Annotated in this window: 13 protein-coding genes and 2 tRNA genes; 7 read left to right on the top strand and 8 right to left on the bottom strand. The window is 65.5% G+C overall.

All coding sequences use genetic code 11. The annotated features are described in order from the left end of the window. Positions 1-654 (top strand): response regulator, encoded by a 654-nt coding sequence (locus F5544_RS31900; protein WP_167476617.1) that lies wholly within the window; start codon positions 1-3, stop codon positions 652-654. A 311-nt stretch (positions 655-965) separates the two neighbouring features. Here F5544_RS31900 and F5544_RS31895 read toward each other — a convergent pair whose 3' ends face one another. Genes F5544_RS31895 through F5544_RS31885 form a run of 3 tightly spaced genes read right to left on the bottom strand, consistent with a single transcriptional unit; the run spans position 966 to position 3,294 of the window. Further along, positions 966-1,385, bottom strand: coding sequence for a nuclear transport factor 2 family protein (locus F5544_RS31895; protein WP_167476616.1), 420 nt, complete (start codon positions 1,383-1,385; stop codon positions 966-968). A gap of 37 nt (positions 1,386-1,422) precedes the next feature. Continuing rightward, positions 1,423-2,403 carry an aldo/keto reductase gene (locus tag F5544_RS31890; protein WP_167476615.1) on the bottom strand — a complete coding sequence of 327 codons (981 nt, stop codon included), beginning with the start codon at positions 2,401-2,403 and terminating at the stop codon, positions 1,423-1,425. Positions 2,404-2,412: 9 nt separating this feature from the next. Next, complete coding sequence (locus tag F5544_RS31885; RefSeq protein ID WP_167476614.1) at positions 2,413-3,294, bottom strand: EamA family transporter; 882 nt, start codon at positions 3,292-3,294, stop codon at positions 2,413-2,415. Positions 3,295-3,423: 129 nt separating this feature from the next. Here F5544_RS31885 and F5544_RS31880 point away from each other — a divergent pair, with 129 nt between their 5' ends. Beyond that, complete coding sequence (locus F5544_RS31880; RefSeq protein WP_275106980.1) at positions 3,424-3,864, top strand: Lrp/AsnC family transcriptional regulator; 441 nt, start codon at positions 3,424-3,426, stop codon at positions 3,862-3,864. 53 nt (positions 3,865-3,917) lie between these two features. Here the strand turns inward: F5544_RS31880 and F5544_RS31875 are convergent, their stop codons facing one another. Then, positions 3,918-4,235 carry an antibiotic biosynthesis monooxygenase family protein gene (locus tag F5544_RS31875; RefSeq protein ID WP_203217394.1) on the bottom strand — a complete coding sequence of 106 codons (318 nt, stop codon included), beginning with the start codon at positions 4,233-4,235 and terminating at the stop codon, positions 3,918-3,920. A gap of 105 nt (positions 4,236-4,340) precedes the next feature. Here F5544_RS31875 and F5544_RS31870 point away from each other — a divergent pair, with 105 nt between their 5' ends. The 4 genes from F5544_RS31870 (at position 4,341) to F5544_RS31855 (ending at position 8,554) form a co-directional block, all read left to right on the top strand. Then, positions 4,341-4,922: a PadR family transcriptional regulator gene (locus tag F5544_RS31870; RefSeq protein ID WP_167476611.1), complete on the top strand. Its 582-nt coding sequence runs from the start codon at positions 4,341-4,343 to the stop codon at positions 4,920-4,922. Further along, positions 4,912-5,871 (top strand): glycoside hydrolase family 5 protein, encoded by a 960-nt coding sequence (locus F5544_RS31865; RefSeq protein ID WP_167476610.1) that lies wholly within the window; start codon positions 4,912-4,914, stop codon positions 5,869-5,871. Before F5544_RS31870 ends, F5544_RS31865 begins: the two co-directional genes overlap by 11 nt. 85 nt (positions 5,872-5,956) lie before the next feature. Further along, complete coding sequence (locus F5544_RS31860; RefSeq protein WP_167476609.1) at positions 5,957-6,913, top strand: alpha/beta hydrolase; 957 nt, start codon at positions 5,957-5,959, stop codon at positions 6,911-6,913. A 174-nt stretch (positions 6,914-7,087) separates the two neighbouring features. Beyond that, positions 7,088-8,554, top strand: a complete 1,467-nt coding sequence (locus F5544_RS31855; protein WP_167476608.1) for a GMC family oxidoreductase — start codon at positions 7,088-7,090, stop codon at positions 8,552-8,554. A 47-nt stretch (positions 8,555-8,601) separates the two neighbouring features. Here the strand turns inward: F5544_RS31855 and F5544_RS31850 are convergent. The 3 genes from F5544_RS31850 to F5544_RS31840 all read right to left on the bottom strand — a co-directional run bounded on the left by F5544_RS31850 (position 8,602) and on the right by F5544_RS31840 (position 9,964). Next, a tRNA-Leu gene (locus tag F5544_RS31850) sits at positions 8,602-8,675 on the bottom strand. A 76-nt stretch (positions 8,676-8,751) separates the two neighbouring features. Continuing rightward, a tRNA-Trp gene (locus tag F5544_RS31845) sits at positions 8,752-8,824 on the bottom strand. A gap of 315 nt (positions 8,825-9,139) precedes the next feature. Next, on the bottom strand, positions 9,140-9,964 hold the full coding sequence (locus F5544_RS31840; RefSeq protein ID WP_203217393.1) for a class I SAM-dependent methyltransferase: 825 nt from the start codon (positions 9,962-9,964) through the stop codon (positions 9,140-9,142). A 104-nt stretch (positions 9,965-10,068) separates the two neighbouring features. Here F5544_RS31840 and F5544_RS31835 point away from each other — a divergent pair, with 104 nt between their 5' ends. Continuing rightward, positions 10,069-11,046, top strand: coding sequence for a TerC family protein (locus tag F5544_RS31835; RefSeq protein WP_167476606.1), 978 nt, complete (start codon positions 10,069-10,071; stop codon positions 11,044-11,046). On the opposite strand, the gene F5544_RS31830 is transcribed toward F5544_RS31835, so the two are convergent. Further along, on the bottom strand, positions 11,040-11,579 hold the full coding sequence (locus tag F5544_RS31830) for a hypothetical protein (protein WP_167476605.1): 540 nt from the start codon (positions 11,577-11,579) through the stop codon (positions 11,040-11,042). The genes F5544_RS31835 and F5544_RS31830 overlap by 7 nt on opposite strands. Positions 11,580-11,653 lie beyond the last annotated feature (74 nt).

Raw genomic sequence — 11,653 nt, 5'->3', positions numbered from 1 at the left:
ATGACCGAAAATCCACTCCGTGTCGTCATCGCCGACGATCATGCGATGTTGCGTGCGGGCGTCGTCGCACTACTCGCCGCAGCGCCGACCATCGAGATCGTCGGTGAGGCGGACAATGGCCGCGCCGCAATCGAACTCGTCGAGCACCTCACTCCCGACGTGGCACTGCTCGATCTGCGGATGCCCGTTCTCGACGGCGTGGCCGCCACCACCGAGATCGTCGCTCGGACCACAACCCGGGTACTGATCCTCACCACCTTCGACACCGATTCCGAGATCGAGCGCGCGGTAGAAGCCGGAGCCATCGGCTACCTGCTCAAAGACACCTCACGCGATCACCTCGTCCAAGCCATCCACGCCGCCGCCCGTGGCGAGACCGTGCTCGCGCCACGGGTCGCCGAAAAACTGGTTGCCCGCATGCGCAGGCCAACCCAGATTGCGCTGACAGTACGCGAGAAAGACGTGCTCACGGCGGTATCCGACGGCCTGTCCAACGCCGAGATCGGCAAACGGCTCGTCATCGCGGAAGCCACGGTGAAGACCCACCTCCTACGAGTGTTCGCCAAGCTGGACGTCAGCGACCGAACCCACGCCGTCGTCGTCGCCCTCGACCGCGGCCTGTTGACACGCGAGGCGCGATGGACCGATTCCTGAGCGGCACTCACCCCGCCACGGTGCGCGAGAGCGGCCCATTCACTCGCCGCGACACGACCAACCGTCCGTGAAAGGAGCTACTCCCATCGGCAATCACGCCTCGGATCCTGCAAATCCCACCACCCGCCACAAACTCCTGCTGGATGGGAACAGGGGCGGTAGGCATGGCGAGATCGACTGCGGCGCAAGATATCCGGGATGGCGATTACCGTCATTCGTCACGTGCTCGGGGGCCCGTTACTCAGCTGCCGACTCGGGATCCTGTGCACTGAGCGCGCATCGAGCCTTGCCGTCTCGGGTCCATGCCGGGGCTACGCGGTGCAGGCCGCCGCGATGGAGACGCTGTTCTCGTACAGGTGGTGGCGGGTGATGCGGCCCTCCTCAACGGTCAGGCGCAATGCGAAGGGCCCCTCGAACGATTTGCCGGTGGCGCGCACCGTGCCCGAGAGGTGTCCGAACAGAACGGCTTCTGTGCCATCGACCAGGAAAGTGTCGATACTGGCCCGGGCGTCCTCCGGAACGATGTAGGCCATCAGCTCCTCGAACTGTGCCGCGCATTCGGCGGCGGTTCGGCGCGGCTTGATCCAGGGAACAACGGGGTTCTCGGCGAGCAGCCAGTCGACCTCGTCGGCAAACAAGGCGGTGAGGGTCTCGGTGTCGGCGTTGGCGCGAGCGGCGAGAAAGGCATTGACGGTGGTTCGGGTGGCGTCTGTTGTGGTGGTGCCGATCATGTGGCCTTCTTTCGGATGTGCGGCAGGATCGAAGCGATCAGCTGTGACCGAGCACGCCGTGCGGCCGGTATACCGCGTCCAACGCAGCCTCCTCCTTCTCGCTCAGCTGTAACTCCAGCGCCGCGATCGCGTCGTTCAGGTGTTTCATCTTGGTGGCGCCGACGATCGGCGCGGTCACTCCAGGTCTGCCGAGCAGCCAGGCCAGCGCGATCTGCGCCGGGGGCAGGTCGCGTTCGGCGGCGATCGCGACCACCGCGTCGACCACGTCGAAGTCGTCGTCGGTGTACATGGCGGCGGCGATGTGGTCGGATTCCGAGCGCGCGGTGGTCTGCACACCGCCGCGCTGCCGGGAGCCGGTGAGCAGCCCGCGAGCCAGCGGGCTCCACGGAATGATGCCGACACCCTGATCGCGGCACAGCGGGATCATCTCCCGTTCCTCTTCCCGGTAGACGAGGTTGTAGTGATTCTGCATCGATACGAACTTCGTCCAGCCGTGCCTTTCGGCGGCACGCTGCGCCTTGGCGAACTGCCAGGCGAACATGCTGGATGCGCCGATGTATCTCGCTTTCCCGGCGGCGACAACATCATTCAGCGCGTGCATGGTCTCCTCGATCGGAGTCTCGTCGTCCCAGCGGTGAATCTGGTACAGGTCGACGTGATCGACGCCGAGCCGGTCGAGCGAGGCATCGATGGAGGCCAAGATGTGCTTGCGGGACAAGCCTTTATCGTTCGGGCCGGAGCCCATCGGGAAGTAGACCTTGGTCGCGAGCACGTAGTCGTCGCGGCGGCGGAATAGTTTTGCCAGCAGCCGCCCGGTGACCTGCTCGCTGACCCCCTCGGAGTACACATTCGCGGTATCGAAGAAGGTCACCCCCGACTCGACCGCCTGCCGCACAATGGGTTCCGCGACATCCTCACTCAGCACCCATGCCCACGAGTCGGGATCGCCGTAGCTCATCATGCCGAGACAGAGCCGGGATACGGTGAGGCCGGAGCCGCCCAACCGGATGTATTCCATTATTTCTCCTTAGGTTTCGGGTACCTGCCGATGGACCGCGACTCCTGCGGCGATCAGCGCGATACCGATCAGTTCCCCGATAGTGGGGATCTGGGCGAGCACCACGATCCCGATCACCGTCGCGACCGCGGGCAGCATGCTGAGCATCAGCGCGAAAGTCTCGCGGCGTAATCGAGCCATGGCGAGTTGGTCGGTCACATAGGGGATGACCGAGGAGCAGATGCCGACACCGATCCCTGCCAACAGCAGGTCTGGTCTGGTGCATGCCGGTGCGGCAGCAGCGAGGCAGAACGGGGTCGCGACCACCGCCGCGGTCAGCATCGCGACGCCGAGTTGGTCGATTCCGGAAAGTCCTGCACCGGTGTTGGCGATCCGGTGACCGAGAACCACGTAGAGCATGAACAGGCCGCAGTTGACGAAGGCGAAGGCGAATCCCAACGGCTCACCGGCGGAACGGAGTTCGGTCAGCATGAGCACCCCGCCGACGGCGAGCGCGAGGGCGATCCCATTGCGGGGGCTACGCACTCCGATCGCGGCGAGCACGATCGTGCCGAGGAATTCGATGCCGCCGACGGTCGTCAGCGGCAGCCGCGCGATGGCCAGGTAGAACGTCGTGTTCATGGCCGCGAGCACCACACCGAGTGCGAGTAGCACCCGCCGCTGCTCCGGTGTGCAGCGCCGGATCAGCCGCCACGGCCTGCGCCACATCGCGAACACCACTGCGGCGCAGGCAATTCGCAACCAGGCTACGCCGAGCGCGTCCAGGCGGGCGAAGCGCAGAACAGCCATGGCCGGGCCGAGGTAGTGGAAGATCGCGCTGATGCCGAAGTACGCCGGTGGCGGCATTCGCGGCGCCGTCCGCCTCGCCGCGGTCCCGGGCGGTGTTGTCATGCGGAGTATCTTCCTAAGCAACACCCTGCGTTGGAATGGCGCTATCCAGGAAGTTGGTGTGATTTGCCTGGAAAATCAAGGCAGAATGGCCAAGATTCCTTCACTGAGCAATCGCGACTGCTTGACGAGGTGAACGTGCGATTGCTGAGCGAACTGCACGACGATCCGCGGCTGTCCATGTCCGAACTGGCCCGCCGCGTCGGCATGTCGGCACCCGCGGTCACCGAGCGGGTGCAGCGGCTGGAACGACTCGGTGTGATCACCGGCTTCCGAATGGAGGTCGATCCCGCCGCCCTCGGCATGCCGGTAACCGCACTGGTTCGCATTCGCCCCGGTCCGGGTCAGCTCCCCAAAATCATTGCGACAGCGCAGAATACACCGCAGGTGGTCGAATGCTTCCGCATCACCGGCGAGGACTGCTTCCTACTCAAACTGCACGCACCGTCGATCGGCCAGCTGGAACAGGTGCTCGACGGATTCCTCATGTTCGGACAGACGACCACCTCGATCGTCGTCTCTGAGCCGGTCCCGCGGCGGCCCTTACCTATCCCTGTCGCGGAGAAGCGGTAGCGCATCGTTGCCGACGACTGCGCAGTCGGCGTATCACCTTGTGCCAGAGCGGTTCAGAGCCCGCGGCGGGCCGATTCTCCCGCGTGAGCCAGGGTTCCGGTCTCGTCGCTGACGAGACCGCCGAGCGTCGCGAAGAATGCCGCGATTCCGGGGAGATTCGGTCCCTTGGCACGGGATGCCGCGAAGTCCTCGGCCGAGCGCCATTCGACGACATCGAGCCACTCGTCGTTCGGCAGCCGGATGAGGCGGGCGCCGAGGAAGCCGGTGCGGTCGGATTCGAAGTCGGCCACCATCGCCGGCCGTGCCGCCAGCATGGCGCTCACCTGCTCGGGTGCCACCGTGAATCGGGTGAGCTCAACGGTCGTTTCCACTTGCGCCTCCTGAAATCTCTTGGTGTCCAAGCAGTTTGCCGTGGACATCGCGTAGTCACGCTAATATAGTCGAACTCGACTAGACGAATTCGACTAAGGAGGCCGATGTCACAGCGCTCGCTGCGGACCCCCGTCACCATCGCCGTGCTCGGATTGCTCGCCGAACAACCGCGGCACGTCTATGACATGCGTGCGGTCATGCGCGAACGCGGACACGACCAGGTGCTGCGGCTGAAGAACGCGTCGATGTACGACGCGCTGCCCCGATTGCTGAACGAACGACTGATCGAACCGGTCGAGACCACCCGCGCGGGCAATCGCCCGGAGCGGACCGTGTACCGGATCACGCCCGCCGGTCTGTCCCGCCTGACCGAATGGCTGCGCGACATGCTGAGCGACCCGGCGCACGATCACGTCGCGTTCACGACCGCACTGCTGTTCATGTTCGCGCTATCTGACACAGAGGTCATCGACCTGGTGACCGAACGGGCGGCGCGGATCAACACCCGAATCACCGAATTGGATTCGGCGATAGCCGAATTCGGGGAAGTGCCGGCCATCTTTCTCACCGATCAGTCCTACGGCCAAGCCCTGCGCCGCGCCGAACGCGACTGGCTGCTCGGCTTCGCCGACGACCTCCGACACCACCGCCTCACCTGGCCGAAGGGACCCTCCCATGTCCATTGACGACATCAACCGCCGCCTCGCCCGCACCATCAATTTTCCGGCCGACTTCGGCGCCGACATCGAAAAGGGTTGGACCGTACCGCTCGGCGAGCAGGAACTCGATCTCGTCGAAGCAGCGGGTTTCAGTGCCGTCCGGATCGGACTGTGCTGGGCCGCGCACACCGGGCCCGCACCGGATCACGAAATCGACCCGGTAATGCTCGCCGGGGTGGCAGAAGTGACGGACCTGGCAGTCGAGCGCGGGTTGGCCGTGGTGCTCACCAACTTCCTCGATCCGGAGCTGATCGCCGAACCCCCACGCCACCTGGATCGCCTACTACACATCACCAGGCAGGTGGCCACACGCTTCGCGGATCGGCCCGATTCCGTTGCGCTGGAACCATTTGCCGAACCCAGGGGTGCGCTCGACCCGCTGTGGAACGACTACCTGAACCACATACTCACCGAGTTGCGCGAAGTGGATGCGGCCCGCGCCGTCGTCATCGGACCCGCGGCATACAACAATCTGCGCACCCTGCCCGACCTCGTACTGCCCGAGCACGACCGGAATCTCATCGTCACCGTGCATCAGTACTGGCCCATCACCTTCACCATGCAGGGCGAACAGTGGCTCGGCGCGGACACCCCCTTCGGCGATCCGCTGTCCTGGTTGGGCACCACCTGGGACGGCACCGACCGGCAACGCGAGGAACTGGCCGCGGGTTTCGACGCCGTCGCCGCCTGGGCCGCCGCAGCCGAGCGCCCGATATTCGTCGGCGAGTTCGGCGCAACGCACTATGCCGACCTTCGATCGCGGGTGAGCTGGACCAGCTATAACCGCCAGCTCGCCGAGGAGCACGGATTTTCTTGGGGCGCTTGGTCATTCGGCCCGACCTATGCCCTGTTCGACCAGGTCTCGGGCGAGTGGAACAAACCGCTGCTGCGGGCACTGATCGACCTGCCACACTGACCAACGATCGCGGGCAGCGACTGGCATACCGACGGATTCGGTTGCCACACAACCTAGTTTGAAGATACGTCTCAGGAAGGCACAAATGAGCAGGGAACAACGGGCGAAGATCGATGCGCTGCTGCGGCAGCCGCAACCCATCGAGCCCGAACTCGGATCGGCTGCGGAGATGCGCGCGGGATTCCGGGCATTCATGGCCCAGATGAACGTGCCGACCGAGATACGCACCCGAACAACGACACTCGGCGACCGGCCCGCGGTGCTCGTGGAACCGACGGGCACCACGCGAGCCGGGACGATCCTCTACTTCCATGGCGGCAGCTGGATTTTCGGTTCACCTGACACCGCCATGTCGCTCACCGCGAACCTGGTGACCCGCAGCGGATTCCGCGCCTTCTCGCTGGACTACCGGCTCGCGCCCGAGCACCCGTATCCGGCCGCGATCGAAGACTGCCTCAGCGCCTACCGAGCCCTGCTCGACGGCGGCACACCCCCCTCGGCCATTGCCTTCGCCGGTGACTCCGCCGGTGGCGGCTTGACTGTCACCACCTGCCTCGCGGCCCGCGACGCCGGCCTGCCGCTGCCCGCCGCGATCGTGGCGTTCTCTCCCGGGCTCGACATGACCCATACAGGCGAAAGTATGGAGACCAAAGCGGATAGCGACCCGTTGTTCACCCTCGAAAGCCTAGAACTCACCGGTGCCATGTACCTCGCTGGACAGGATCCCCACCAGCCTCTGCTCAGCCCGGCAATCCTGGCCGACCTGAGCGGCTTCCCCCCGATACTCCTCCAGGCGGGCACCAACGAAATGCTCCTCGACGACTCCACCCGCCTGGCCGCCCGCGCACGAGCCGCCGGCGTGGACGTCATCCTCGACATCATCGCCGACGTACCCCACGTCTTCCAGGCATTTACCGGCGTGCTCGACGAAGCCGACGAGGCCCTGGACCGCGCGGCGTACTTCCTCGGCCAACGCATATCGGGCGCGGCGCGATCCGACTGTGCCCTCGGCGGGGCTCTATATGCAGGGGAACAGTGTTGACCTGCCGTTTCTTGGCGGCCAACTGATCGTAGAAGCGGATTTTGCGTTGTAGTCGGTGAGGGGCCAAACGCGTTGGGGGAGTGGACGAGTGGAGCGAGGGATTCCTTGACGTCAGGTCCGGGTACCCCTCTTGACTGACGTACCAACACATCCTCGAGAAAGGAGACAGTAACGGTGACGGGGTACGACGTGATCATCATCGGTGCCGGTTCGGCGGGCGGAGTGCTGGCCGATCGACTCTCCGAGAAGCTGGACCGCTCGGTGCTGCTGTTGGAGGCGGGCCCGGATTTCGGCTCGACAGCGAGCGAGCTGCCCATCGAGCTCACCGACATCACCGATCTCACCGAAACTCCTTACGACTGGGGGTATCTCAGCGAACCCGACTTGTGCGACAGGCGCATCCCGCTCGCCGCGGGGCGGGTGGTGGGCGGTAGTTCGGCGACGAACAACGCGATGGCGTTGCGCGGCCGCCCCTCCGACTACGACTCGTGGGCCGAATTCGGCAATCCCGGTTTCGGTTTCGCCGACGTGCTGCCGTATTTCCGTGCGGTGGAACGCGATCTGGACTTCGCCGACGAGTGGCACGGCGGCAGCGGCGCGGTGACGATCACCCGCCCCGGCCGGGACGAGTGGACGCCGGTCCAGCGCGCCTTCGCCGACGCCTGCGTGGCCGCCGGATACACCGCGATCGACGACCACAACGCCCCGCACGCGCAGGGCATCGGGCCGATTCCGTTCAACCAGCTCGACGGCGTCCGCCAATCCACCGCGCTGACCTATCTCGCGGCCGCGCGCACGCGACCCAATCTCACCGTCCGCGGCGGTGTCCGGGTGGAGCGAATCCTGCTGGACGGCACCCGCGCCACCGGCGTGCTATTGGCCGAACCCGAAGAGACCCTGTACGCGGACCGGGTCGTACTGGCCGCTGGTGCGTACGGATCGCCGCTGCTGTTGTTGCGCTCGGGCATCGGTCCCGCCGCCGAGCTCGGCGAGTCCGGAATCGAGACGGCCGTCGACCTGCCCGGCGTCGGGCGCAATCTGCAGGATCATCCGCTGCTGCGGTTGCCCTTCACGACCACCCTGGCCGATGCGACGCCGCCCCTGCAGAACCTGCTCACCTGCGCGGTGCACGATCGGGATCCGGAACTGCAGGTCTTTCCCGCGGGACCGGCGACCCTGGAGGGAAAGTCGTTGTGTCACATGGTGATCGGGTTGATCGCCCCGAGTTCCCGCGGCGCGGTGCGGCTGCGGGCGGGCGGGCCCGCCATCACGCCCGGCCTACTGGATCATCCCGACGACCTGGCCCGCATGGTGACCGGTGTGCGGCTCGCGCGCGAGATCGCGGCAACCGAGCCGCTGGCGCGGATGCTGACCCCCTGTGCGACGGACGGCGACCTCGAGACCATGGTGCGCGCGGAGACCGCCTCCTACCAGCACCCGGTCGGCACCTGCCGGATGGGCCCGGACGACGACCCGTCCGCCGTGACCGACACTCGCGGCGCGGTGCGCGGGATCGACGGGCTACACGTGGTGGACGCGTCGACCATGCCGGCCATTCCGCGGGCCAACACTAATCTCACGACGCTCATGCTGGCCGAAAAGTTCGCCGCCACATTGGCATACGCAACATCCTCCGGCTGACTACCACAAAATACGCCGCCTGAGCGGCGCGTATGCCAACCGGCTCGTTCCCTCGGCGAGATTCGAACTCGCAACAACCGCATCCTGAGTACGGCGCCTCTGCCAATTGGGCTACGAGGGATGGTGTTTCGATACTTTCGTGTCGAAACATCGGTGGCGGCAATGTATTGCCTTTTGTTCGCTATTCGGTTTTTTCGCGCGGACGGAGGGACTCGAACCCCCAACTCGCAACTTTGGAGATTGCCGCTCTACCGGTTGAACTACGTCCGCAGGGTATGAAAAAGGGGCCACTCCTTGGCATTCCGCCGCCGGAGTGACCCCATCAGGTCTGCTCGTGATCGAGAACCTAAGGGCCGCTCCGGATGCGGGCGGATTGCCCGACTAGCAGCGCGGAAGCCGACTGGACGTGCGGGTACCAGGCACCATCTAGCGACCGGGGTCGCTGCTGGATCGTGCTGGTCATGATGCTCGCCTTTCGGGGGTTGTCGGACCGGTTGGTTGCCTGGATATAGACGGTAACATCCGGATCTCGTTGTGCGAAACAGATTTATCGGTGTTGTCTGGATATGTCCGCGTTCAGCGCCGTCAAAGTTTGCTGGCCTGCAATGTATAGCTCAGCGGAAGACGTTCCGGCCGGTCGGTGAGATACCATTCGCCATCGGCGGTTCGCGCCATTTGTCCGGGTATTGCGTCATGTGGGACGCTGCGGTGTTCGGTGAGTCCGGTGACGGTCATTCCGGCGGACAGTACCGCGCCGACGATTTCGCCGAGCCCGTGATTCCACTGGTGTGTGGTGCTCGGGGCGAGTTCGGTGTCGGTCTCGACGTAGGTGCCGCCCTCGGTGAACACCATCGGTTCCGGCGTTTCGAAGTACGGATAGCCGAGAACCAGCCCGTCGGTACGGGTTTCGTCGATCGCCCAAAGGACCGGATGCCCTTCTCGGATGAACAGCCTGCCGCCCGGGCGCAGCAGTCCCGCCACGGTTCGGGCCCAGCGTTCGATGCTCGGCAGCCAGCACAGCGCGCCGATACCGGTGTAGACGAGGTCGAATTGTGCCGAGCCGAGCACGGATTCGGCATCGTAGACATTCGCCTCGACGAAATCGACTGCGCTCCCGGTCTTTTCGGCGAGCAGCCGGGCCTGCTCCAGCGAGGACGGCGAGAAGTCCAGTCCGGTCATGGTGGCGCCGAGGCGGGCCAGTGAGATCGTGTCGGTGCCGATGTGGCACTGCAGGTGCACGCCGCGCAGGCCGCGAATATCGCCGAGCAGCGGTTCGTCGAATCGGACGACTCCGCTGCGGAATTCCGGATCGTCGAGGAAGCGCTCGACGGCGTAATCGCGCGACGCCGCGTGCGCGGGGGCGCGCCCATCCCAGTTGGACTTGTTGAGTGGGAGATAGTCGTCGGTCACGCCGGCCACTCTGGCACGGGGTGCGGGCGTCGCGCATGTGAAATTATGGTCGGCAACCATCCCGCAAGCGGCCAGGAACGGACAAATCGGGCATGATTGCCGGTATGCAGGTGACCGCACTCGAATGGACGATCACCATCGTGGTGATCCTCGGACTGTTCGTCTTCGACTTCTTCGCCCACGTCCGCACCCCGCACGAGCCGACATTCCGGGAATCGGCGATGTGGTCGGCGGTGTACATCGGACTCGCGCTCTGCTTCGGCGGCGTCGTCGCGTGGAAATGGGGCGCCACCTTCGCGGGGGAGTACTACGCGGGCTTCGTCACCGAGAAGGCGCTCTCGGTGGACAACCTGTTCGTCTTCCTGATCATCATGTCCACCTTCGCCGTTCCGCGGATCTACCAGCAGAAGGCGCTGCTGATCGGCATCGTGGTCGCCCTGGTGATGCGCGGGATATTCATCGCCGTCGGCGCGGCCGCGATCAGTGCGTTCAGTTGGGTGTTCTACCTTTTCGGGCTGTTCCTGATCTACACGGCGGTGAAACTGCTCCGGGAGAGCGGACACGAGGTCGAGCAGGAGGAGAAGCGGGACAGCCGCGTCGTCGCGTTGGCCAAGCGGATACTGCCCACCAGCGAGAGTTATGACGGCGACCGGCTGATCACCCGCGTCGACGGCCGCCGCGCGGTGACGCCACTGTTGCTCGCCCTCCTGGCGATCGGCTTCGCCGACCTGCTGTTCGCGCTCGACTCGATCCCGGCGATCTACGGCCTCACCCAACAGCCGTACCTGGTGTTCACCGCGAACGCGTTCGCGCTCATGGGATTGCGGCAGCTGTACTTCCTGATCGGCGGGCTGCTGGAACGGCTGGTGTACCTGTCCTACGGGCTGTCGGCGATCCTGGCCTTCATCGGTGTGAAGCTGGTACTGCATGCGCTGCACGAGAATTCGCTGCCGTTCGTGAACGGCGGTGCGCCGGTTCGGGTTCCGGAGATCGGTACGGCGGTCTCGCTCGGCGTCATCCTCGGCGTGCTCGTCGTCGCGACGGTGGCCAGTTTGTTGAAGACCCGCGAACGGGCTCAGTAGACCCGGTTGAAGCCGGGCGCCATATCGAAGCCGCGGCCGTTGGCGTCGTTGTGGCAGCTGACGCCGATGTGTTCGGCGCGGCAGGTGAATCCGTGCACGCTCAGGCTGGATCCGGCGGGCAGAACCGGCCCACCGCCTCGATCCGCGCCGTCCTCGGCCGGCGGGCCGACGAACAACCCTCGGTTAACGCAAAGATAGCTGGCCGATTCGCCGACGGCCAGCGCCGCCGCGACCGGATCGCTGGCCCAGCAGGCGGTCATCTCGGGCGGCGCCGGCGTCGCGCCCTGACAGCCCGCCGAATGCCGGGACTGGTCGACGGCCTCATCGAGGATGGCGCAGAAGATCTCACCGCTGTGGAAGAAGTAGCCGCCGGAGTTCTTGTAGTGCGCGGGATCGACCGGACCAGGGCCGGTCGGCGCGGTCGCCGCGGGGTAGCCCGTCGCGGCGGGGCGATCCGCCGAACGACCGGAGCATCCGGTCAACAGCAGGCCCACGGCCGCCGCCGACGCGAGAATCGCTGCGGATCTGCGCACAGCGCCGAGTCTGCTCGCTGACGCGCGCGGGCGGCGGCAACCGGGTCCGGTGTGTCGCTAAATGTTTGCTGACG

This window comes from Nocardia arthritidis, from assembly GCF_011801145.1.
Taxonomy (GTDB): domain Bacteria; phylum Actinomycetota; class Actinomycetes; order Mycobacteriales; family Mycobacteriaceae; genus Nocardia; species Nocardia arthritidis_A.
This window is presented reverse-complemented; position numbering and strand designations above follow the sequence as displayed.